We start from the raw sequence: 23,372 nt of genomic DNA, 5'->3' as shown, positions 1-23,372 counted from the left end.
GCTAGGTTAAGGGATCAGTGTTTTGAGTGAGTATAGGTAAGGCTGAATAATAAGGGGGAGTTGATTCTTAACCATAATTTATATATGTAATTACATTGAATCACCTTGATACAGCTTATGGCTTGGGTTTTCTCCCTATTACTGTAAGGTGGGACTTGTCAACTACGGCAAATGATGAAAAAGGAGTAGTCTCATGGCTAATCAACAACAAAATAATCAGCAACAACGTCAACAACAGCCGAATCAACCCCAAGAACAGCAAGATCAGCAGCAACAACAGCAACAGCCGAACCAGCCACAAGAACAGCAAAATCCGCAAAAACAGCCTAATCAAAACTAACCGAACCCAAATCAGCATCAACGCTAGGCGTATTGCTATTTCATGAACGAATGTTAAAGGTATTTCAAGGAAGAATCGATCAAAGGGAGTTGAACCAAAGGAGGCCCCTATGTCGAATAATGTTGTGAAAACATTAAAACAGAAGATCAAAGCACGTTTAAAAAAAATCTCTAAGCATCAGTCTAAGCTGAAAGCCTTAGAGAAAAAACTGAAGAAGTGTAAGTAGTTTTACGTGGTTTATTCGAAGCAAAGCCCTCATTTTATATGAGGGCTTTGCCGTTACATATATAAGATATCTTTCAATATATGAGGCATTTAGTATGAAAAGGTAACTTTATCTTATTTTAATATCTAAAAATTAGCTGAGTAGTTGAATCATGTCTCGTTTAGTTCTGAGTGGAGCTATTTTAAGTACAAGTCTGCTGATGAGTGGATGTCAGCCACCCGCTTCGGGTGAAGCAGCAGGTTTGAGTTATCCATATTTATATTGGCAATGGCTCTAGACTAGCAGAATAATTATGTTAGTCTAGAATAATGATAGAAAACAGTAAATTAAGTCACTACAAGATTAAAAAAATTATTCAATGCTTTTGTGTTGATATTCCTGCTTCCAAAACAGCCTTATTACTCAATTTAAATCGTAATACGATTAATTATTGGTACATGCTTTTTAGAGAAACTATCTATGATCATCAAACAGATTTAAGAGCTAAGTTTGTTGGTTCAATAGAAGTAGATGAAAGCTATTTTGGAGCGAAAAGGCAACGTGGGTTTCATGGAAAGTTAAAGCGTGGTCGTGGGACTCTAAAATAGCCAGTGTTTGGAATATTCGAACGTAATGGGCGCGTCTATACTGAAATCGTACCTGACTGTAAAATGAAGACTTTACAAGAGGTTATCATTGGTAAAGTTTCACTTGAGAGTGTGATTTATAGTGATGGATGGCGTGGCTATAATGGTCTTGTTGATGTGGGTTATTCAAAGCATTTTAGGGTAAATCACGGAGCAAATGAGTTTGCTAGAGGACAATGCCATATAAATGGAATAGAATCATTTTGGAGCTTTTGTAAACGAAGGCTAGCAAAGTTTAACGGCATATCAAAAGAGTACTTTGATTATCATCTTAAAGAAACTGAATGGCGTTGGATGAGGGAACCTAATGAGTTAGCAACTGAGCTGTGGAACCTCATTAGGTAAAATTAAGTGTAAATCTGCTAGTCTAGAGCCTTGGCAATTATATAAGACACCTTTAGAGAAAATCTTAAATGTGCCTGTACAAGGTGTAAGCCATAAGCAGATACAGGACACTTGGGGGGGGGCTGCACGTGGTCAGGGCCGAAAACATCAAGGTATTGATATCTTCGCTAAACGTGGTACACCTGTCTTAAGCGCTACATCAGGCATTGTCTTGGATGTCGGCCTCAATAGTCTAGGTGGACAAGTAGTATGGGTAATGGGACCAAACTTAAGCCGTCACTACTATGCACATTTAGATGCTTATGCGCCTAATATTCAAACGGGTGATTGGGTTGAAGTAGGAGAGGTGTTGGGTTATGTCGGAAACACTGGCAATGCCAAGAATACGCCACCACATTTGCACTATGGAATTTATAGGACTGGAAAAGGAGCCGTAAATCCTTATCCGTATTTAACTTTAAATGCATTGAATAACAGAGCTTTCATCTAAAGCTGTAAAAGTTTGAATGCGTTCATTGTATTGGTCATAGAGGGTATATCAATTAGGTTCTTTTCTTATTCTTACACCTTACGTTTGTAATATTTAGGAGTAAGTTAAAAATATCACTACGTATTTAACATGGATGACCCTCTATAACGCGCCCGACTAACGCAAGTAGGTTAATTCTTTTTTGTTTCTCTTCAATGCGAAGGCTTAAAAGGCCTCTTTTTTAGTTGTTGGATTGGAGGTGGATGTCCTACGAGTAAAATAAAATAGTTGCAGTGTTCCTAAACCGAGTACTCCCGCAGCAAGCATAAACTGAAAGTGATATGACCAACCCAAATGCTGCAAGGTACTAAAACTTAGGCCACCAACCAGCTGTACCGTTGCAAAGCTGAGTGTCGCCATACTCCACAGTTTTTTATAGGCCAAGCCGTAGAGTTGTAAGATGGTGTAGGAGGTGAGAAAGACCACCGCAGGGTTCAGTAGGCCTGTGAGAAATGAAGACAGGAGCGTAAATACAGGCGAGAAACTCAGAACCGCAATAAAAACTGCCGCAATATAGACACTGTATAAAATCTTTAAAGCCAGAAAGTTGCCAAATTTACGCGCTAAAGCATAAGCTGTCGCTGCACCCAAAGCGCTGCCTAAGCCATATAAAATCCAGTTAAAATTGATCCAATATAAATTTAGCGTTAACACATGGCTTAAATAATCAATCCAAAACAAAGAATGGGGAATATACGCAAAGGCGCTGCAGGCATAAACAATGAGTAAGCTATAGTAAATTTTATTCACTGTATAAGTCTGGGGCTGGCTTGTAGGGATACTGTGCAGTTGTTTTTGGAAAGGGTGAACAAGTATCCATAATAACCATGTAATGACAAATGCAAAGCCACAGAGAATGAACCATGCGCTACTGATTGCAATACGGTCTAAATACGGCATAAACAGCGTGGCTGCCAATACACCAATTCCTATTCCGCTAAATCCAATGAGATTAATTTTAAAACGGTGCTGTAACTCACTGCACTGTGCCACAATACTGGGCGATAGAATCATCAGCAAACCACCGCCGATACCTGAAATGATGCGCCACACCAAATACCAGACTTCATTAAAATGCGCAAATGCACAGGCAAACAGGCTGATTGAACCAAAGAGCGCAGCAAAAATGATATAGATCGGCATTTTTGCATTTTGTGGCAACTTCATCGCCCAAAATGCGCCGATCAGATAGCCCAGCAGATTGGCACTACCGAGTAAGCTGGCGAAATTGTGTGACCACTCATAGGCTTCGCGTGTGGACGGCAGCAGAGCGGTATAAGAAAAACGTAAGATGCCAATTCCCAAGCACATACTCAGGCAGAGAAAGAGACTCAGTTGTACGGTGCTTGAGAACGTCCTGTTCATCATAATTTGACTATTTGTTTAAAAAATACACTTGAACTATAAGATGAAATTTACAATAAAACAATCGGGTGATGTCCGCCTTTAGTCGAGCGGAGTAAAGGCGCAGTCAATTTAATCAGTATCTTTGAGTTGATTGATATCCACTGCATCACCAATGGTATAAAAGTGTCCGCCTGCAACATGGTGGATGCTTTTCCATTCATCTGCGGCTTCATGGTAGTACCAATGCCCATCTCTAAAAACACGATCATCTGCATAAGCGGCAATGACTTTGCCAATAAACAAGTCATGTTGCTGTTGATTATGTGGTTCAGGAATGAGTTCACACAGAATCCAAGCACTACAGCCTTCAACCACTGGAATTGGGCTGTGACCAAACTGAAAAAGTTCGACCCCACACTGACGTAACTTTTCAGGAGCATCATATTGACTGATCATGCCCAGTGCGTAGACCATTTTCAGCTGTTTAAGTGTAGGGACTTGCAGCGCAAACAAACCCGATTTTTCAATAATACTGCGGGTTTTTGTCGATTTATCGAGTACGACCGTCACTTTGGCTGGGCTAAACTCTAGGGCGCATGCCCAAGCCGCGGCCATGACATCGGTGCTTTCATCATCTTGACTGGAAACCAGCACGGTTGGGCCGTGGTTGAGTAGCCGATATGTTTTTTCTAAAGGGACGGGCAGAATGTGAGGATTAAGCAGAGATTGATTCATATAAAAGAACACTTTAACAGCCGTTTAAATGCTTTATACCACATTCTAAAACTGCCAATTCAGTCTAAATTTGTACATTCAGCGTGGAATATGGCGCAAAACGGTAAGCCCGTTTAAATTTTGATTTATAATTATGACAGCATCATTTAGGGAAACAATATGAATATCCCCTTAATCGTCAATGTCATCATTTTTATTGCATTGCTTTTTTTACTGGGCCGAACCCGTAAAACCGATTGGAGTTTAGCGAAGAAAGTACTGGCAGGTCTCTGTCTCGGTATTGTTTTTGGTCTCGCTTTACATGGGTTTTATGGTACGCATTCGCCTGTACTGCAAGAGTCGGTACAGTGGTTTAATTTGGTCGGTAAAGGCTATGTCAAACTACTACAAATGGTGGTGATGCCTTTGGTATTTGTTTCCATTTTAGGCGCTGTGATTAAGCTACACGATGCGGGTTCATTGGGTAAAATTAGTTTTATCAGTATTGGAACTTTGTTATTTACCACAGCAATTGCTGCATTTGTCGGTGTGGTGGTGACCAATCTGTTTGGCTTAACTGCGGCAGGTTTAGTGCAAGGGACACAAGAAACTGAACGTTTAAATACGATTCAAACTGACTATGTCGGGCAAGTGGCTGACTTGCAAGTGCCTGATTTATTTCTGTCATTTATTCCGAGCAATCCTTTTGCCGAGCTGACAGGGGCACATCCAACCTCAATTATCAGTGTAGTCATTTTTGCAGTGTTTTTAGGCATTGCAGGCTTGAACCTAATGAAAGCGGATGCTGAAAAAGGGCAAAAGCTGTTGTCTGCAATTGACATCTTGCAAGCGTGGGTCATGAAGTTGGTGCGTCTAATTATGATGCTCACTCCTTATGGTGTGTTCGCACTTATGACCAATATTGTGGCCAATTCTAAAATGGCGGACATCTTAAACTTAGGTGGCTTCTTGGTTGCGTCTTATATCGGCTTGGCGATTATGTTTATCGTGCACGCCGTGATTTTGGCACTCACAGGTATGAACCCAATTCAGTTCTTTAAAAAGGTTTGGCCTGTGCTGACCTTTGCATTTACCAGCCGTTCAAGTGCTGCGAGTATTCCTTTAAATATTGAAGCACAAACACGACGTCTGGGCGTACCTGAGTCAATTGCCAGCTTTTCAGCATCATTTGGTACGACCATTGGGCAAAATGGCTGTGCGGGGCTGTATCCTGCGATGTTGGCCGTTATGGTTGCACCGACAGTGGGCATTAATCCACTCGATCCACTCTGGATTTTGACTTTGGTTTGTGTCGTGACCTTGAGCTCGATTGGGGTGGCTGGTGTAGGTGGTGGAGCAACATTTGCAGCACTGATTGTCCTACCGATGCTGGGCTTGCCTGTGACTTTGGTTGCACTGCTCATATCAATTGAGCCTTTAATTGATATGGGGCGTACAGCTTTGAATGTGAATGGTTCTATGACCGCAGGTGTCGTGACCAGTCAAGTCTTAGGTCAAACGGATAAGCGTATTTTTGAGCAAGACAATGTGGACTTAAAAGAAGTTTAAGCTGAGAAATATATAGCTTATGAACTGAAAAGAAGCCTATCTTCATGATTAGGCTTCTTTTTATTGGGCGTGTATCCATAAATGACTAAAAACTGTATCTACTTTTTTACTCAGTTTTTTGCAGAATAAAGCTTCAATTTAGGAGAAAAACGATGAAAATGTATCAAGTCGATGCCTTTACAACTGAATTATTCAAAGGTAATCCTGCCGCTGTGATTGTGCGTGATGAATGGTTAGCAGTAGATTTGATGCAGAATATTGCCTTGGAAAATAATTTGGCAGAAACGGCTTTTGTGAAAGTGATTGATGCTGAAAACTATGAAATTCGCTGGTTCACTCCTCAGGTTGAAGTGGACTTTTGTGGGCACGCGACTTTAGCCAGTAGTTTCGTCCTGTTTCGGGATTATACCGATGCCAAACGTATCCAGTTTCATGTGAAAGACTTGGGTGTTTTTATCATTGATCAAGATGTTGATGGCAAGATTCATATGAATTTTCCAATTCGTGCACCGCATAAGTTAGAAGACTATCCTGCGGAAATTCATGAATTGGTCGATTGTGAAATTAAAGAAGTCTATTTAAATCCACAGGCTTATATTTTAGTGTGTGAGTCTGAGCAGGCCGTTAAGGATGCCAAACCGAACTTGGATAAAATTCGTCAAATGGCAGAAAAGCACAAAGTCAGTACTGCTATTACCGCTGAAAACTTGGATGTTACCCTGACTTCAACGTCGCAAGACTATGACTATATCGCGCGTTATTTCGCACCGCATAAAGGCATCAATGAAGACCCTGTGACAGGCTCCATGCATACAGGTCTTGCGCCCTTGTGGGCGGAGAAGTTGGGTAAAACCTCATTGATTGCCTATCAGGCATCGAGCCGTGGAGGATTGCTTTACTGCGATCTTCAGTCTGAAACACGGATCCAAATCTCAGGCTATGCCAAGTTATATATGACGGCTGAACTTTACTTAGATTAAGTTGTAATTCTCTTAAATTAAAACTACTGGTGAAAAATAAGCATTGATTAAAATGCTATTTTTCACCAAATTACTATAAAAATAATTTCACTTTCCTCTATGATGTTGAGAATCATTCATATTTTGTCGAATTATTTGGAAAAATAATGTTAATGCGTTTTAAAACATTGAGTTTGTCGGTATTGCTACTTGGCTTTGGGGGCACAGTATGGGCACAACCCGTATTGGTAAAATCGGAACAGAAAATTGAAGAATATAAATTAGATAACGGTTTACGTATTATTCTTGCGCCAAACGATAAAGAAAATAAAGTGTATATGAATATGGTCTATTTGACTGGTTCATTGAACGATCCCAAAGGTAAGGGCGGTTTGGCGCACCTACTGGAACATTTAGCGTTCAAGGGAACTAAAAATGTTCCAGGGGACGAGTTTCAGCGCCGTTTAGATCAGTACGGTTTAATGAATAATGCCAGCACGGACTATTATTCAACCAAATATATTAATGTGGTTCGTCCTGAACAAAATGCGATTAATGAGCTGATTCATCTTGAAGCTGAGCGTATGGACGGCTTGGTGCTCCAAGAAAAATATGTACCGTCTGAAATCGCGATTGTAAAACGCGAGCGTGAAGTCCGTATGGATCAGCCTTTTTCGGTACTCATGGATCAGATGTGGAAGTCTGCTTATGGTAATCAATATTTAGGGCGTTTACCGATTGGTGATCTAAATGAGTTACAGTCAATCAAAATGGCTGAACTGAATAAGTTTTATCGTGACTGGTATGCACCGAATAATGCGGTATTTGTCATTTCAGGTAAGTTTGACCAAGCAGCTGTACTGAAGCAGATTGATGAAAAGTTTAGTGCGATTAAAACGCGCGCTGTGCCTGCGAAAGTTAAAGTGCCTGTCTTAGATGCCAGTAAGATTAAAGATCGCCAGTTTGTGGTGAAAAAAGGCAGTAATTTCGCCAAATATAATATCTACCTGAATGGTAAAAACGAGAACATTAAGACTGCGCTGGCGGTGTCACCGTATTTATACACCATGCAACCCAGTGGGCATTTGTACCAAAGCATTGTAGAAACAGGAACGGCGACAGCAGTTCAGTCAACCACATGGTTAGACCAAGATTTCAATATGGTGTTTATGGGTGCAGTTTATGCACCCAACCATGATGTAAAGAAAGTCGAGTCAGCTTTGGTTACTGGTGTAGAAAAAACACCAAGCTTCAATGAGGTTGAGCTCAACCGTGTGAAGAGTATGATTAAAAATGCACAAGAAAGCATGTTCAGCAGTGCAACAGCAGTCGGTGGCATGCTCAGTGACTATGTGGTTTCTGCCAATGGTGATTGGACACAATACTTTAAAGATCAGCAACAATTACAACAGCTCAGCGTTACTGATGTGAACCAACGTTTAGATGACTTTTTGATCCCAGAGCATCGGATTTCAGGCACTATTTTACCGACCCCAGAAGATCAGAAAAAAGCACTTGAACATGCGGCAGCAGCCACGCCTACAAAAACTTTAGATCAGCAAACCGTGGCTGAAGAACCATTGAAAGATGTCAGTGCGTATAAAGCAGAAGTGGCTGGATATGTAAAAAGTTCAAAGCAATATTTAGAAAGTGCTGAAAAACAAATTCAGCGTGGCAAGTTAAAAAATGGCATGCAATATGCGCTGTACCCAAGTACTACGCGTGACGATAAGACCTATGCCACCATTTCGATTGACTTTGGTACAGCAGAAAGTTTGTTTAATAAAGCAGAGTTATTAGACCTGACTTCTTATTTACTGCTCAGAGCGTCAACTCAATATAGTTTGCAAGATATTGCTGACCACTCGATCGACGCAGGCGGTGGTGCAAGTGCAGCAAGTAATGGTAACGGCATCAATATCTCAATCGTGGCGAAGAAAGAAAAGTTTGATGAATTTTTTAACTTCGTGATCGATGTACTTAAAAATCCAACTTTTGAACAAAGCCAGTTTAATTTGATTAAGTCACAAAGCTTAGCAAGTCTAGATCGACCGTATACTGAGCCTGAAACTGTAGCGGCTTTAACCATTGCTCGGTTACTTGAAACTTATCCAATTGGGGATATTCGACATCACTTCGAGCCTGAATATGTCAAGAAGCAGTATCAGGCCGCAACACAAGCTCAGGTTAAACAGCTGTATCAGCAGTTTTTTGCGATGAATCATGCACAAATTTCGGTAACGGGCGTGATTGATACGAAAAAGATGAAAAAGACTTTAAATCAGGCTTTTGCAAACTGGAATTCGGCAGCGCCTTATCAGCGAATTACTTCTGACTTTACTGCATATAAAGCGCAGCGTGTACATGCACTGTCAGAGCAGCGTGAGTTTGGTAGCTATCAGAGCATTATGACGTTCCCCGTGGGCACATACCACCCAGATGCACCAGCCTTACAGGTACTCGAGCACATTTTAGGTGAGTCGCAATTATCTTCTCGTTTGGCGCAAGAGCTACGTGAAAAGAATGCCTTGGTCTATGGTTTTGGCAGCAGCATTTCGCTGGATGACTGGACGGAGTCAGGAGCGCTGACGATTGATGCAAACTATAGCGCAGGTAAATCGGCTCAAGTGTCTCAGGCGGTCTATAAAGTGTTGAATGAGTTACTGGCAAAAGGCGTTACTGAACAGGAAGTGGAAGCTGCCAAGGCCGATATTTTGAAAAAGCGTGTGACTGCACTTGAAGATAGTCGCAATATCCATCGCATGCTGATTCCTCAAATGAAACGTAATCGTACTTTACTGGATCGTGAGCAGCGTGATTTAGCATTGGCCAAAATCAGTAGAGCTGATGTTGATGCAGTGATTCAGAAGTATATTAAGCTGGATCAGTTGGTTGAAGTGATGGCTGACCAATATGGCAAAGCGCAGCCAGCGTTGAAAAAGTAAAGATTTCAGTTCTCAGCTAAAAAGAACCCCTCAAAATTGAGGGGTTCTTTTTGTCATAGGTTTTGTGAATTAATTTTCAATTAAAGCCGATAAAACTGTTTGGCATTGTGATGGAATACGCGCTCTAAAGCATCAGGCTCATAGGCAGCGACGACATCGCTAAAGGCATCGATAATATTCACTAACGATGTATTGACCGAATCCATAGGAAAGTTCGAGGCAAACATTACCCGATAGGTTCCAAAACAGGCAAGGGCATGTGTAATCATGGGATGTGCAAGGTCAAAGACTTCTTGTTTGGAAGCCAGTCGGCCTTCTTTATGAAAACGATGTCCTAATACAGGCATGAAAAGCCCCGACATTTTGGTATAGACATTTGGATAGCTTGCAAGTTCAGCTAAGTCGTCTTTCCAACGAAAGAAAATATTTTCCCGCGCTGTTTGTGTCATCCCTGTATTTGCACCAATTGGACCAAATAAACCTGCGGGTGTACCTAGATGGTCTAGCACAATGGAAGTTTCAGGGAACTGCTTGGCCAGATAAATCACATCTTCAAGCTGTGTGGAATAAACCCAAGCATCAAAACTCAAGTTGTATTGGGACAGCACTTCGAAGCCTTTGAGAAATTTTTTATTGCGATATAAGTGTGGCTCATCTGTCCACGAATGGATTGCTTTGTCTTCATGAAAAGACGCCATTTTACGAATACCACGAAAGTGTGGTGAAGCTTTATGGTGTAATTTTAGGATTTTTTTAAAGTTACGATCACGTGGGTCAGCTGTTGCGACAATGCCACCCAATTTGACCGTATCTGCCCCAAAAGCTAAAGACTCGATAAACTGAGTTTCCTCAACCACACCTTTACCTTTGCTGTGATGCCAACTGGCTTCAACATGTACCACTTGCTCTACTGTGTATGGGCCAGTATCGAGTTTATAGTCTTGGGGCAAATAAGGACGTGTGATATGACGGGTTAGGCCTAGGGTTTCAATCAGATCTTTAGGTTTCACCAAACGAACCATTTTGTCCAAAAGCTTAGGATGCTTACCCAATAATTTGACTGCCAAAGCCGCTGCATGTGGCGTGTTATAGGGGTCCCACTGATGGATGTGCGGATCGATGAGTGCAAAGTCCAAATGCTGCATGTTCTTCCCTAAGTCATATTCCTTAGCGATTACCTTACTGTAAATTGAGGTGTTGCAACATTGTATTTCGTTTCAAATACGACGAAATAAAAAAAGCCTGCGCAAGGCAGGCTTGGATTGATCAGTGATCGTGTTTGTGGTCATGCTTGTTGGCATGAAATTCTTCGTTATGACGGAAACGAAGGTAGTTTTCAAACTGTTCACAATATTCGTCATAGTTGTCTTCAAGCATCATTTGGAACTGTTGCAAAATATAAGACATCACTTGCTCTTTGGCATCACGCATTTCATCGCCATCTTTAAAGTTGTTGGCTGCCACCCACGTGTTAAAACGGGCTGTACCAAACAACATCGCAGCACTCACTTGGCCACGTATTTCAGCAGGTTTCACTTGTGAACCTTTTTCAGTGCGACAAAAATCGTTTGCTTGCTTAATAAATTCATCTGCACGTTCAAAAAAAGCAGCATTCAACGCTTCTTCTTCGGTTACATCTGTTGCTTCAATCTTCTGAACCATGAACTTGTCCTAAAATACATAAATAACTCAGACTGCATTATAGGCAAAGCCTTGCAGAAACTAAACCTTTGCCTTAATCTAAAAATAGCCTAAGCAATAAAATAGAGAATATCCATGCAAGACGCGATTGCGGTACAAAGTTTAAAAAGTGATATTGCTTTATTGCGTCAAAACATTTGGCCACCACAAAATTTAGCCAATGTCGAAGGCTTACCGATCTACTATGGCACGAAAGCGGAAGTTGAGGACTACTACCGTCAGTGGATGGGTTTGATTGAGCGGGCACAAGACTTGTTCCAACCTTTTATGGAAGATGAAGTGTTGGATGCAATTCATTTACCTAGTCATTTGAACTTACCGCTGTTTTATTTTCACGTCGATCGTATTCGGATTAATAAAACCCGCGCCAAAGAATCTAAAAGTTTTCGCGGTATTGCAAGCTTAATCGAAAAATGTGGGCAGTTTGAGCCAGAGCAAGTCCAAGCCATGCGCGCTTGGTTGGACAGCGATGATAACGCCGCCTTGGTTGCGCATAGGGAATTTATTGACCTCAGAACCTATGTGTTTCAGCATGGGCAGAGTGAATATACCCGTACCCGATTTTATGTAAATGGTATCGTGTTAAGTACCGAAGCACACTTTGAATTGGTCGATGCACGAGACAAACCACGTAAGCAGCGCAGTGATAGCTATAACGCCCCCTTAGCAGATAACAATACGTGGAAGGTGTACGGAAAGTATCGTTAACTTAGGTGTAGACAGGGAATTCACCTATAGAAGAACTTTTCGCTGCTGATCTATATTTTAATTTAAAAGACTATTTCAGCTTTTTGGTTTGACTGAACAGCCTAAGCTCTTGTTCAACCAATTTCAGCATTCTATTTTTTTCCGCGGCGATCCATCCTGTAGCAAAACTATAAGCGGCTTCTGGTTCAGGGGCTTGTTGAAATAAGGCATCTGCAACCACCAAATCATTATAGTGCCCTAGGCTTTCCTGAACTGCTTTGAGTTTTTTTAAATAGGTTTTTAATGCTTTTGCATCGAGTAAAGACGTCACAAACTCAATGCTATAACGCAGTTGTTTGAGTTGTTTACGAATACGGTGTTTTTCCTCATCTTCAAGCTGGCTAAAGTGCTCGGCATGTGCACATATTTTATCGTGTAAAGCATGTATAACTTTGAGTGCATGCTTTTTCAGTTTGGCTTTTGAAGGCGAATCTAGTTCTTGCTCTGTAAATAAAATTAATTCAAGCCAAAGTTGCGTCGTTTCTGCTCGTTGGAATAGGGCGCAGACATCAGAAATAGCATCTATACTTGGGGCAAGATGGTCTAAAGGATAACCTGCCTCAATCAGTTGAGGGAGTAAGTCTTCGTTTAGCGCATCGATGTCACGTGTTCCACCTAAGGCTTGAAAAATAGTGGTGAGTTCCTTTTTCCAGTGTGGTTGAATGTCCTCCGACCATGCAGCAAAACTTTTCAGTGCGGTACGTAAACGGCGGATTGCCACGCGGGCTTGGTGCACATGCTCACTGGAGTACTGCTGTCGAGCAATTGAACTGGCATTGGGAAGTAAGTGCTGTAAGCAATTGGCCACTATGCTTTGTAGCGTTTCAGCTTCGCTTGAGGTTTTGTTCAGTACAAGAAGTGTTTGATACTGTGCAGGAAAGCAACTTTTCTGACGAACAGCTAGAAGGCCATAGTCAGATTTACTGTGTGTGTCGAGCGACAGTTTATACTTTTGAATCCAAGGTCGTATAAATGCGATTAAATCTTCTATCGATCCTTGTTTTAATTCAAATTCGATCTCGAAAATATCAACACTGCTTTGTTCTTTAAAAATTTTTCCAATATCGAGAGCAATTTCAACTGTACTGTTTCCAACATCCTGCAAAACGCGTAAACGTTGGATCTTGGTTTCAAAGAGCAATTCAAGGGTTGGAAGTGGAAGCCCCAAAGCGCGTTTTAATTTTTTATAGGCAGCAGGATAAGCTTCATAGTTATCTAAGTCGAGTGTAGTCGTTTCAGGTAGTGAAATATCAAATTCAAGTTCAAAGCGACTCAATGCTTTTGCGCTGTTCACTGCTTTGAAGGTTTGTTTCCATGCATCATTTTCCAGACGCCGTCGAATCTCTATGCAATGCTTAGCAAGCGTTTGATCGACTGTATCAAAGTATTGGGCTGCCAAATGAATCGGCTCAGCCTTGAGCAGTGTAAAGGTTTTTTGCAAGGCCTTACGCTTCTTAACTGGAACTTGAAACTTAAATTCAATCTCTTGCATAGCCCTGACTCATGACAATCTACGTTTTACTATATGCTAAATTGAGCAAAAAAAGACCAGTTTTGAATAGGTATAAGCTAAAAGAGCAGAAATAGTGGGCTAGATGTCACTTTTAAAATAAGATCGTGGTTGAGAAACATGCAGGGTTAATAAGTATGGATTGTCGCCGTGAAGTGACTATAACTCGACGTTAAGTAGGGGTGCATAGCTATATCTTCTTAAAGATGAAAAGTGATAGAAAGCCTGTATTGTTCTGATAATGTTTTTTTATCACAGATAAATTGGTGACATCCATGCCACCAACCACGATTGTCTATCGTGGTTTTGGGGCTTATCAAGCCTCATGGAGAGTCGATAGCAGTCATGTATTTAACATGACTGCTATGGGATACAGAGCGTTATTTTAAGAATTTACGGCTAACTAAGAACTGTTCTGTCGCTTCTAAAAGTTTATCGGCATAAACTTCAAGCTTTGCCGTGAGCCAACCCAAAACAAACCAATCACTGGCTTCAAGTTCGGTCTGTTGAATGTATGCAGCTGAAGTCGCCAAGATTTGATATTCATGTGCAGCTTGTTGGGCATCATTCAACGCTTTACTGTATTTCTGCAAATTTTTCACATCATAAATTGACGTTAAAATAGGAAAGCTAAACTTCAATTCCTTAATTTTCTGCGCCAATACATCTAAGCTTTCAAAGTGACTAATATCCGCAGCATTTAAGCTTTCCTGTAGCTGTCGATATTGGTTTTGCAGGGTATTGTGCGCATAGGTTTTTAAATCCTGCTTTTGCACCTGATAATGTGAACTTAAACTAAAGGTTAATAACTCAAGATAATGATGGACGTTTTGGGTCGATTTAACTAAATTTCCAAGCTTTTCTTGAGCATATAGGATGTCTTTGGCAAGATTTTCTGTAGTGGTTGGATTCTGAAGAAAAGCGCCTAGGGTACTTTGCATATGCTGCAAATGTTGTAAATGATCAAACTGATGTTTGAATGCGGCAAGTTGCATCGCCCATTTATCAGAAATATTGCTATTCCAGTCCTTAAACAAAGCTAAGGTTAGTTGTAAGTGCTCTAAAGCAGTTTGTGCTTGATCAATATGGCTTTGCTCAGCAACACCTGCTGAAATTGCAGCAATATTCGGCAGTAAATGCTGCATTTGCTGGCCAATCAACAAACTCAGGTTATGTGCTGCACTTTCTTTTTTCGATAAGACAAACTCTTTTTCAAAACGTGCTGGACTCACTGTTTGCTCAAGCGCCAGTAAGTTACCCATTTCGGCTTTGCTGCGGACATCTAACCATAGTTGATACTTTTTCACCCATTCAAAACTAAAGGCCAAAAGTGACTGAACAGAGCCAGATTTGAGTTCGAATTCTACCTCATGGATGGTCTGTTCTCGACCAGATGCACGAACCACTCCTACATCCAAACAGACTTCAATTTCAGCGTCTTCAAATTCAATGACGCGATAGGTACGTTGGATGTCCGTTTCAAAGGTGAGCTTTAACGCAGCTGCATCTGAGCCTAAAGCTTGGGTTAAAATTTGCTGAGCCTCTGGAATAGCTTGATAAATGCTTAAGTCCAGTTCAGGAGATGACTCTAACTCACCCAAATTATGATTATGTTCAAAACGGTGTAAATGACTTTTACCTGCGGCTTTGAGTGTTTGGATCCAGCGAGTACCTTCAAGACGCTGACGCAAAGCAGCGCCGTGTTGAGCCAAGAGGCGATCAGGCGTGTCAAAATACTTGGCTTGAAGTTGAATCGTTTCAGATTTTTTAGGATCTAAAGCTTTAAGAAGGGCGGTACGTCGTGCTTCGCTAATCTGAAATTTTAATTCAATTTCAACCATGAAAAATTCCTAATTTGAGGGGCTAGGTCAATGCCAAGCCTTTATGTATTGAGATGCATGATCTGTAGTTTGTTTTTATGTGCGCTAAAGGCACACCAATGGACCACTGGATTGTAGCGAAAAAGAGACAGTATGTAAGACTTGACGACACAATAAAACAAAGTTGCAGTGCGAGATTGATCAAAAAACAATTCTGTTTTTAGTGGACGCGCTCCCAGAGGCGATTGCACTTTGCAGATTGCATATTTTCAGTTATGTTGATAGAAAAACATCAGGATGATGACAGATGAATGCTCAGGTTGAACCGAAACAGGAACACGACGCTGAACCTAATTTTCAATTGCCGATTAAGGCCTATCACCAGTTTTATCGTTTTTATCTAACAGAGCACCGCAACATCATGAGTCGTCGGCTACACGTTGCGGGCAGTTCAATTGGACTGTACTTTTTCTCTAAAGCCATACTTAAACGCAAGCCGCGTTATTTTATATACGGCTTAGTCTCTGGCTATGCCTGTGCGTGGGTGGGTCATTTTGTTTTTGAAAAAAATAAGCCAGCTAGTTTTAAACAGCCTTTGTATAGTTTTATTTCTGACTGGCGCATGTTTTCCGATGTTTTACGTGGAAATTTAAGCTTACAAGATCGTGCTTTGGATAAAATTCCAAGTTAGTGAAGCACTTTGTGACTTCATCATGAAAGTTTTATTAAAAGTTTGAAATTAACAGTTGCAAAGTATGAGTTAATGTTCTAATAATGAGATCGTTGTTTATATTTTCACCAAATAATATATAAGTGCTTTGAACCTTAAAGTGCTTTTAGTTTTCCAAGCCTAGAGTGACCTTCTCTAGGCTTTTTTTATATGGACGTTAAGTAAAAATATGCGGCTTTTTAGCTTTTATGATGTTGTTCAAACACCACTGGTTTAAAAAGCTAAAAAGCCGTATCAGATCGCTGCGTGTCTCTTATTCTTGTTATAAAGTTGTTATTTTTATTTTATTCTTGTTGCTTTCTGTATCCATTAAACTGCGAAAGCGGTGGGGCGACTATCACTGAAAATAGGTATTTTTATATAGCCTGAGCTTAGTCGCGGGATTTTTGTGCAAAGCAACGCATTTTCAGTTCCAATTCATTAAAGCATTAGTCGCCTTTGGCTTTATAATAGAACGACATAACCCAAAGGTAGAGTTAAATGCGCGGTTTATATTTAATTACAAATGATGATCCTTTAGAGCTACTTTTGGCTAAATTAGAAGGTGCAATGGCAACACGTGAAGTTGCCATTTTGCAGTATCGCCGTAAAAAAGTACCTAAAGAAGAACAGGATTACGAAGTCGAGTATATGAAAGCTATGTGCGCTGAGTATGGTGTTCCTTTTGTGATTAACGATGACTTAGAAATGGCAGTGAAATACGGTGTTGGCGTGCATTTAGGGCAAGGAGATGGCGAAGTTGCTGAAGCTTTCGCACGCCTGCCAAAAGATGCGGTGATTGGTCGTACGTGTTTGAACTCGATTGAGCTGGCTGAAAAGGCGATTGCTGAAGGTGCAACATACGTGGCTTTTGGTGCAATTTATGCAACTGAGACCAAGCCAGAAGCTGGCAATATTGGCTTGCAGACTTTAAAAGAAGCCAAAGCCAAATTGAATGTGCCGATTTGTGCTATTGGTGGCTTAACAGTTGAAAATTCAGGTGAAGTGATCGAGGCCGGTGCCGACCTTTGCGCGGTGATTAGTGATATATTAGGGCTATCAATGTCTGCGATTCCTGATCGTATAGAACAGTGGGCTGATTTATTTGCATCTAAAGCTTAAGTATTTTTAGATGTTTTTTTATTTTTTGAGTTGAGTAACTTCATGAGCTTATCTCCAAAGCAAGAACAATTGTTTAAACAAGCAAGCAAACATATTCCGGGTGGTGTGAACTCACCTGTACGTGCATTTAATAGCGTAGGCGGAACGCCTGTCTTTATTGAAAAGGCGCAAGGTGCATACTTGTACGATGTGGATGGTAAGCGCTATGTAGACTATGTGGGCTCATGGGGACCAATGATTTTAGGTCATGCTCATCCTGCAATTATTAAAGCAGTTCAAAATGCTGCAGTGGATGGTTTAAGCTTCGGTGCACCTACCGTACATGAAACGACTTTAGCCGACATTATTTGCGAAATTATGCCGTCAATTGAGCTGGTTCGTATGACCAACTCAGGTACTGAAGCAACCATGACCGCCATTCGTCTTGCACGTGGTTATACAGGTCGTGACAAGATTGTAAAATTTGAAGGTTGTTACCACGGTCACTCAGACTCACTGCTAGTAAAAGCAGGCTCTGGCTTGCTAACCAGCGGCGAAGGTGAAGCGACTTCAGCCGGTGTTCCTGCCGACTTTGCCAAACATACACTCACACTTCCGTATAACGATATAGCCACTTTAAAAGAGTGCTTTGCAAAGTTTGGTTCGGAGATTGCAGGGGTGATTGTGGAGCCTGTGGCAGGGAACATGAACCTAGTCAAACCAATCGAAGGCTTCTTACAAGCGATTCGTGATGTATGTGATGAACATGGTTCTGTTTTTATCATTGATGAAGTGATGACTGGTTTCCGTGTTGGATTGGGTGGTGCACAAGCTCACTATGGTGTGACTCCTGATTTAACCACCTTGGGTAAAATTATTGGTGCAGGCTTACCCGTTGGTGCTTTTGGTGGGAAACGAGAAGTGATGGAGTGTATTGCTCCACTGGGTAAAGTTTACCAAGCTGGAACACTGTCGGGGAATCCACTTGCAATGCGTGCAGGGATTGAGATGTTTAAACACCTGCGCCAAGATGGTTTTTATGAAAAATTGACAGCGCAGCTAGAAAAACTGCTTGTGGGTTTACAAGGCGCGGCTGATGAAGCGGGTATTGCTTTTAAAACGCAACAAGTAGGCGGTATGTTTGGTTTGTACTTTACCGATCAAGAAGACATTACCAGCTTCGACTCGATGCTGAAGTGTGATATCGATGCATTCCGTAAGTTCTTTCATGGCATGTTAGACCGTGGTGTGAACCTTGCACCATCTGCATTTGAGGCTGGCTTTATTTCAGCTGCTCATTCTGATGAAGATATTGAATTTACCCTGCAAGCAGCGAAAGAAGTTTTTGCAAGCATGAAGTAAGTATTTGTACTTACTAAAAAAGCCCATCTCATTTGATGGGCTTTTTTTATAGCATTTTAACTGTGGAATTCAATATGAAAATTAAGCGCTACTTAATGTTGGTAACTACTGAATTTATAGTTCATTAAACTTATCAATACGTTTAAATACAGCCTCAATAAAGCTGAGATATGTTAATTTTATAATTGTGATTCAGGTCACAAATTTAAGAGATCGATTCGGCTTTGTTGCACAAAGATTTCATAACTATATGATTTTAAAAGTTTTGATTATTTTTTGATCCAAAATTAAATTTATTTAAATCAGATGCTTACATATTTATGCAACAAAGCCGAAGAATGGATAAATACTTACTGGTGGCCTTGGTAGTTGGTGCATGCATACTGTTGGTGATTTATACCCAACTTGCACCATCAGGTGGACAGAAAAATTTTAAGCAAATCGTACAGCAGGCATTTAGTCGTTATAAAGTGATTGAAAAAAACTACACCATTATGATTTGTGAGATCAACCACCGCAATGAGCCAGAAGAATTGGTCTTTATTCGTATCGATCCTGCTCAAAAGAAAAATTTACGCATTTCGGGAAGAATGCTGATAGCAACTTATCCCAAAGCACCATCGATACGTGAAATGCGTAAAGACTTTAAAGACTATGTCACTTAACACTTAACACTTAACACTTAGCGTCGACGAGAGCTACTACGGCTGCGTCCGCGCGCCATACCGCCAAGAGCATTGAGTACAGCAAGCTTGGTCATACTGCCTGAAGCATGTGCATGACAAATAGCAGCAGCGAGAGCATCGGCTGCATCTTGCTGTGGTTTGATGCTCAGGTTTAGGAGCTTCATCACCATCATTTGTACTTGTTCTTTGTCCGCAGCGCCATAACCGACCACCGACTGTTTAATCTGGCGTGCGGTGTATTCTGCAACTTGTAGGTCAAGGTTGACCAGTGCAGCAATAGCAGCCCCGCGTGCTTGCCCTAGCTTCAGTGCGGAGTCAGGGTTTTGTGCCATAAACACTTGCTCAACTGCGGCTTCGGTTGGGCCATGAAATTTTACAATACGATCAATACCTGCAAAAATACGTTTTAGCCGTTCAGGCATATCAGCAGCTTCGGTACGAATGGTGCCAGCATCGACAAAAATTAGTTTTTGACCTTCTTTTTGAATAATACCGTAGCCTGTGAGGCGAGAACCGGGGTCAATACCAATAATTAATGACATGCTTGCCCTTTAAAAAAAATAATATGCCCATATTGTTACATAAGCGTATCAAAAAAGCTTGATGTAGATTGAGCACTTGATTCTTGCACCTTATTCATTTTGTTGAGATTAGATTAATTTTCATGAAATTATTTCTTTTTATATTAGCTGGTGTCATTCTCGAAGTCTTCGTATGGATCGGCGTGGGCGACCTCGTTGGTAGCATGTGGTACGTGTTCTTCTGGTTTATTGCCGCTTTCTTTATTGGTATGAGCCTGATTCGTAAGTATTCAACAGGTTTAATGCCACAAATGCAGCAAATGCAAGCGGGCCAGATGGGTGCAGATCCTGCATTAACAAACAATCTGCCAAAAATCATTGCGGGTTTTCTTTTATTGATTCCTGGCTTGGTGACAGATGTGGTTGCCGTGTTATTGCTTATTCCTGCGGTGCAAAAAGCCATGACAGGTGCACTGATGAACGTGATGATGAAACGTCAGCAAGCGATGATGGAAAAAATGATGGGTGGCATGATGGGGGATATGAATGGCATGGGCGGTGGTGCTCAAGGTCAAAACCCATTTGCAGATATCATGCGCCAGATGCAAGAAATGCAGCAACAGCAGGGCGGTTCAGCTTATCGTGACTCGAGTATTATTGATGGCGAAGCACGAGAAGTCACGCCAGATGCGAAAAAAATTGAAATGAAAGATGTGAATAAATAATTTCATACCTAATTTTAAAGCCGAGTTCTAACTCGGCTTTTTTTATCTTTATGAAAATGTTTTAAGTGCTTATGATTTAAAATAAATATAACAAACGATATAATTATTTTTTAAAATTTATGCCGCTTTTTTATGTCATTGCTTTTCACGATTTGCGCATTGCATTTTGTTGCGCAGCTAAGTCCTGGTCCTGATGTTTTGCTGATTGCCAAAAGTTCAGCTTCGACCACACAAAAAAATACTTTAAAAACTATCTTAGGTATTTCTGTTGGCATCGTCGTTTGGGTGGTTTTAACCTTGTTAGGTTTTACCGTACTCATCGACAAAATGCCGTGGATTCAACAAGTATTGATGGTGGTTGGTGGGGTGTTCCTTGCACGTATGGGTTGGCTTATGTTGAAAGCAGGCCTCAGCGCAATGCAGCAAGAAGCCTTGCTAGATGATGGTCAAAAACTGCCTCCACCAAAGGCCAACCATTATTTCATGTCAGGTTTGCTGACTAACTTGTCTAACCCGAAAACGCTGATTTATTTCAGTAGTGTGTTTTCATTGGCACTGAGTTCTAGCGCAAGTCCCTATTTAAAAATGCAACTTGCGGTGATTATTCCAATCCAAACTTTTATGACTTTTGCACTGTTGATGCTGCTTTTGTCATTACCTAAAATTAAGGCGGCATATCAGCGTTCAGGAAGTTATATTGACATTTTTTCTGGCGGGTTGTTCCTGATTTTTGCTTTATGGCTTTGGTATGATGCTCTCGCAATCTACATTTAAGTCATTTTTAAGTTCTTTAGATGATGGAGCTTGTTCCAAGGTGGACGCCTCATCTTTTTTACTTTGCGCATAGCGGTTGGGCTGTAATGTCGCTTCGGTATTTTCTGAACCTTTATAGCTACGGCTGCGGTTGGCACGTTCGCGTAAACCGCCTTTTTTAATCAACAGAACCATTCTTTCTTCCTCATCGTTGCATCTTATTTTAATAAACAATCGCGAGAAAACTAAAGGGTTTCGAGCAAATACTTTGGAATACGTCAAAAACTATTATGTTACAAAATGAAATTGTCATGATTCGGTGTTATAAAGAGGAATATGCGTTAAATCAATTGATTAATCTTTCAGTGTAAGCCGTTGCTGACATCACTTCAGGTGAATGGCGCTTGAGTCTCAACAAATACTCACATAAGATAAATGAATCTAACATTCTGTGAGGCAGGGTGATGGACAATAAAAACAAGAAAGGACAAAAACAAGGGGGGTAAAGCCATGCTCTATCAATACCACTGCGCATGTTGTGAAACAGTTGTCGCATCAACAGATAAAGACTGTCCAAACTGTGGATCACATAATATTCGAAGTCCTTTTGGATTTTGGATTTTCTGTATTGTTGCATGTCTTGCAGCAGCGATTATTGTTAAATCTGTACAAGTCTATTTGGCCGACCGAAACAGCGAACCCGCTGCCGTGACTTCGCTCTTTGATGTGCTCAATCATGACAACAAACCCAAGTAGTGAGGTTCAATGACTTCACGACTTAACTGATGGGCTATTTTCCATCAGTTCAAATAAAAAAACCCGCATTAAGCGGGTTTCTTTTAGGATCAAACTTATAGACCAGCTGAAGCTTTAAGTGCTTCCACTTTGTCGGTTTTTTCCCACGTAAATGCTGTATCTGAACCTTCACGACCGAAGTGACCATAAGCAGCAGTTTGCTTATACATCGGTTGAATGAGGTCAAGCATACGAGTGATCCCGTATGGACGTAAGTCGAAGTGTTCACGGACTAATGCAATGATCAACTCTTCAGATACTTTTGCTGTATTGAAGGTATTGATCGAAATAGATGTTGGCTCAGCCACACCAATGGCATAAGACACTTGAATTTCACATTTGTCAGCAAGGCCCGCAGCTACGATGTTTTTCGCAACATAACGACCTGCGTAAGCAGCAGAACGGTCAACCTTAGATGGATCTTTACCAGAGAAAGCACCACCACCGTGACGTGCCATGCCACCGTAAGTGTCTACAATGATTTTACGACCTGTTAAACCACAGTCACCCACTGGACCACCAATCACAAACATTCCTGTTGGATTAATGTGGAATTTGGTGTCTGCATGGAACATTTCAGCAGGGATCACTTTTTTCACGATTTCTTCAATCACAGCTTCTTTTAAGTTGCTTTGAGAAATTTCAGGATCGTGCTGGGTAGATAATACGACTGCGTCTAAACGAACAGGCATGCCATTTTCATAAGCAAAAGTCACTTGGCTTTTTGCATCTGGACGTAACCATGGTAAAGCGCCACTACGACGTAGCTCAGCTTGCTTTTCCATTAAACGGTGTGCATATGAAATTGGAGCAGGCATAAGCACGTCAGTTTCACGGCTTGCATAACCAAACATTAAGCCTTGGTCACCTGCACCTTGATCTTCAGGCTTTTGACGGTCTACACCTTGAGCAATCTCTGGTGACTGTTTACCAATCATGTTGATCACGGCACATGTTGAACCATCAAAACCAAGGTCAGAATGGTGGTAACCAATACCATTTACGGTTTGACGAACAATCGCTTCAAAGTCCACATTTGCAGTTGTTGTGATTTCACCTGCAAGTACTACCGCACCCGTTTTTACAAGCGTTTCACAAGCAACCCGCGCATATGGGTCTTCTTTTAAGATCGCATCCAAGATAGCATCACTGATTTGGTCAGCCATTTTATCTGGATGGCCTTCGCTTACAGATTCCGAGGTAAATACAGCGTACTCGCGCATAAGTCCTATCACAGTTAATTTAAAAGACGCAATATGGTACATCGACTTAGCCGTTTGAGCCAGTTCTACACGACCAAAATGACTGAATTTATTTCAATTCAACGACTTTTTATCTGATA

General features: G+C 41.1%; 23 protein-coding genes and 1 pseudogene. 15 read left to right on the top strand and 9 right to left on the bottom strand.

What is annotated here, in order from left to right:
- Window positions 1-193 precede the first annotated feature (193 nt).
- From AC4MC0_RS10090 to AC4MC0_RS10075, 4 genes and pseudogenes are all read left to right on the top strand, one after another.
- Window positions 194-340, top strand: coding sequence for a hypothetical protein (locus AC4MC0_RS10090; RefSeq protein ID WP_279044366.1), 147 nt, complete (start codon window positions 194-196; stop codon window positions 338-340).
- A gap of 377 nt (window positions 341-717) precedes the next feature.
- Entirely contained in the window at window positions 718-843 is a 126-nt protein-coding gene (locus AC4MC0_RS10085; protein WP_279044365.1) for a hypothetical protein, read from the top strand.
- A gap of 31 nt (window positions 844-874) precedes the next feature.
- Window positions 875-1,537, top strand: a pseudogene (locus tag AC4MC0_RS10080) (IS1595-like element ISAcra1 family transposase).
- A gap of 1 nt (window position 1,538) precedes the next feature.
- The gene (locus AC4MC0_RS10075; protein WP_491887514.1) at window positions 1,539-2,027 is read left to right on the top strand and encodes a M23 family metallopeptidase; all 489 of its coding nucleotides are present in this window, start codon (window positions 1,539-1,541) and stop codon (window positions 2,025-2,027) included.
- Window positions 2,028-2,231: 204 nt separating this feature from the next.
- Here the strand turns inward: AC4MC0_RS10075 and AC4MC0_RS10070 are convergent, their stop codons facing one another.
- Both AC4MC0_RS10070 and AC4MC0_RS10065 read right to left on the bottom strand, forming a co-directional pair.
- Window positions 2,232-3,434, bottom strand: coding sequence for a YbfB/YjiJ family MFS transporter (locus AC4MC0_RS10070; RefSeq protein WP_490737934.1), 1,203 nt, complete (start codon window positions 3,432-3,434; stop codon window positions 2,232-2,234).
- Between the two features lie 108 nt (window positions 3,435-3,542).
- Complete coding sequence (locus tag AC4MC0_RS10065) at window positions 3,543-4,148, bottom strand: flavin reductase family protein (protein WP_490737933.1); 606 nt, start codon at window positions 4,146-4,148, stop codon at window positions 3,543-3,545.
- A gap of 159 nt (window positions 4,149-4,307) precedes the next feature.
- On the opposite strand from AC4MC0_RS10065, the gene AC4MC0_RS10060 reads away from it, so the two are divergent.
- The 3 genes from AC4MC0_RS10060 to AC4MC0_RS10050 all read left to right on the top strand — a co-directional run bounded on the left by AC4MC0_RS10060 (window position 4,308) and on the right by AC4MC0_RS10050 (window position 9,600).
- On the top strand, window positions 4,308-5,696 hold the full coding sequence (locus AC4MC0_RS10060; protein ID WP_490737932.1) for an L-cystine transporter: 1,389 nt from the start codon (window positions 4,308-4,310) through the stop codon (window positions 5,694-5,696).
- A gap of 152 nt (window positions 5,697-5,848) precedes the next feature.
- The gene (locus tag AC4MC0_RS10055; protein WP_279044352.1) at window positions 5,849-6,676 is read left to right on the top strand and encodes a PhzF family phenazine biosynthesis protein; all 828 of its coding nucleotides are present in this window, start codon (window positions 5,849-5,851) and stop codon (window positions 6,674-6,676) included.
- A 146-nt stretch (window positions 6,677-6,822) separates the two neighbouring features.
- Window positions 6,823-9,600: a M16 family metallopeptidase gene (locus AC4MC0_RS10050; protein WP_279044353.1), complete on the top strand. Its 2,778-nt coding sequence runs from the start codon at window positions 6,823-6,825 to the stop codon at window positions 9,598-9,600.
- An 80-nt stretch (window positions 9,601-9,680) separates the two neighbouring features.
- Here the strand turns inward: AC4MC0_RS10050 and AC4MC0_RS10045 are convergent, their stop codons facing one another.
- Both AC4MC0_RS10045 and AC4MC0_RS10040 read right to left on the bottom strand, forming a co-directional pair.
- Window positions 9,681-10,745 carry an amidohydrolase family protein gene (locus tag AC4MC0_RS10045; protein ID WP_004696746.1) on the bottom strand — a complete coding sequence of 355 codons (1,065 nt, stop codon included), beginning with the start codon at window positions 10,743-10,745 and terminating at the stop codon, window positions 9,681-9,683.
- A 121-nt stretch (window positions 10,746-10,866) separates the two neighbouring features.
- Window positions 10,867-11,262 carry a DUF3144 domain-containing protein gene (locus AC4MC0_RS10040; protein WP_004696747.1) on the bottom strand — a complete coding sequence of 132 codons (396 nt, stop codon included), beginning with the start codon at window positions 11,260-11,262 and terminating at the stop codon, window positions 10,867-10,869.
- A gap of 114 nt (window positions 11,263-11,376) precedes the next feature.
- On the opposite strand from AC4MC0_RS10040, the gene AC4MC0_RS10035 reads away from it, so the two are divergent.
- Window positions 11,377-12,009: a hypothetical protein gene (locus AC4MC0_RS10035; protein WP_178927894.1), complete on the top strand. Its 633-nt coding sequence runs from the start codon at window positions 11,377-11,379 to the stop codon at window positions 12,007-12,009.
- 70 nt (window positions 12,010-12,079) lie between these two features.
- Here AC4MC0_RS10035 and AC4MC0_RS10030 read toward each other — a convergent pair whose 3' ends face one another.
- Entirely contained in the window at window positions 12,080-13,540 is a 1,461-nt protein-coding gene (locus AC4MC0_RS10030) for a CYTH and CHAD domain-containing protein (protein ID WP_279044357.1), read from the bottom strand.
- Between the two features lie 398 nt (window positions 13,541-13,938).
- Window positions 13,939-15,399, bottom strand: a complete 1,461-nt coding sequence (locus AC4MC0_RS10025; protein WP_279044358.1) for a CYTH domain-containing protein — start codon at window positions 15,397-15,399, stop codon at window positions 13,939-13,941.
- Between the two features lie 286 nt (window positions 15,400-15,685).
- Between AC4MC0_RS10025 and AC4MC0_RS10020 the strand changes: the two genes are divergently transcribed.
- From AC4MC0_RS10020 to AC4MC0_RS10005, 4 genes are all read left to right on the top strand, one after another.
- Entirely contained in the window at window positions 15,686-16,069 is a 384-nt protein-coding gene (locus AC4MC0_RS10020; RefSeq protein ID WP_259233806.1) for an Mpo1-like protein, read from the top strand.
- 519 nt (window positions 16,070-16,588) lie between these two features.
- On the top strand, window positions 16,589-17,209 hold the full coding sequence (thiE, locus tag AC4MC0_RS10015) for a thiamine phosphate synthase (RefSeq protein ID WP_279044361.1): 621 nt from the start codon (window positions 16,589-16,591) through the stop codon (window positions 17,207-17,209).
- 42 nt (window positions 17,210-17,251) lie between these two features.
- Window positions 17,252-18,550, top strand: coding sequence for a glutamate-1-semialdehyde 2,1-aminomutase (gene hemL, locus AC4MC0_RS10010; protein WP_279044362.1), 1,299 nt, complete (start codon window positions 17,252-17,254; stop codon window positions 18,548-18,550).
- Window positions 18,551-18,888: 338 nt separating this feature from the next.
- Complete coding sequence (locus tag AC4MC0_RS10005) at window positions 18,889-19,215, top strand: hypothetical protein (RefSeq protein ID WP_490737931.1); 327 nt, start codon at window positions 18,889-18,891, stop codon at window positions 19,213-19,215.
- Window positions 19,216-19,232: 17 nt separating this feature from the next.
- Here AC4MC0_RS10005 and ruvC read toward each other — a convergent pair whose 3' ends face one another.
- Window positions 19,233-19,778 (bottom strand): crossover junction endodeoxyribonuclease RuvC, encoded by a 546-nt coding sequence (gene ruvC, locus AC4MC0_RS10000; RefSeq protein ID WP_004696760.1) that lies wholly within the window; start codon window positions 19,776-19,778, stop codon window positions 19,233-19,235.
- A gap of 122 nt (window positions 19,779-19,900) precedes the next feature.
- On the opposite strand from ruvC, the gene AC4MC0_RS09995 reads away from it, so the two are divergent.
- Together AC4MC0_RS09995 and AC4MC0_RS09990 are read left to right on the top strand one after the other, a co-directional pair.
- Window positions 19,901-20,482 (top strand): FxsA family protein, encoded by a 582-nt coding sequence (locus tag AC4MC0_RS09995; protein WP_419275614.1) that lies wholly within the window; start codon window positions 19,901-19,903, stop codon window positions 20,480-20,482.
- A gap of 132 nt (window positions 20,483-20,614) precedes the next feature.
- Window positions 20,615-21,256 (top strand): LysE family transporter, encoded by a 642-nt coding sequence (locus AC4MC0_RS09990; RefSeq protein ID WP_125274209.1) that lies wholly within the window; start codon window positions 20,615-20,617, stop codon window positions 21,254-21,256.
- On the opposite strand, the gene AC4MC0_RS09985 is transcribed toward AC4MC0_RS09990, so the two are convergent.
- The gene (locus AC4MC0_RS09985) at window positions 21,218-21,430 is read right to left on the bottom strand and encodes a hypothetical protein (protein ID WP_125274210.1); all 213 of its coding nucleotides are present in this window, start codon (window positions 21,428-21,430) and stop codon (window positions 21,218-21,220) included. The two genes, AC4MC0_RS09990 and AC4MC0_RS09985, sit on opposite strands and share 39 nt — an antisense overlap.
- 315 nt (window positions 21,431-21,745) lie before the next feature.
- Here AC4MC0_RS09985 and AC4MC0_RS09980 point away from each other — a divergent pair, with 315 nt between their 5' ends.
- Window positions 21,746-21,991, top strand: a complete 246-nt coding sequence (locus tag AC4MC0_RS09980; RefSeq protein WP_005401120.1) for a hypothetical protein — start codon at window positions 21,746-21,748, stop codon at window positions 21,989-21,991.
- Between the two features lie 95 nt (window positions 21,992-22,086).
- Here AC4MC0_RS09980 and metK read toward each other — a convergent pair whose 3' ends face one another.
- Window positions 22,087-23,253 (bottom strand): methionine adenosyltransferase, encoded by a 1,167-nt coding sequence (gene metK / locus AC4MC0_RS09975; protein ID WP_004984924.1) that lies wholly within the window; start codon window positions 23,251-23,253, stop codon window positions 22,087-22,089.
- Window positions 23,254-23,372: the final 119 nt, after the last annotated feature.

This window comes from Acinetobacter sp. CAU_H_S139_7 (assembly GCF_058599305.1).
The sequence above is the reverse complement of the archived record's forward strand: the minus strand, read 5'-3'. Positions and strand labels throughout refer to the sequence as shown.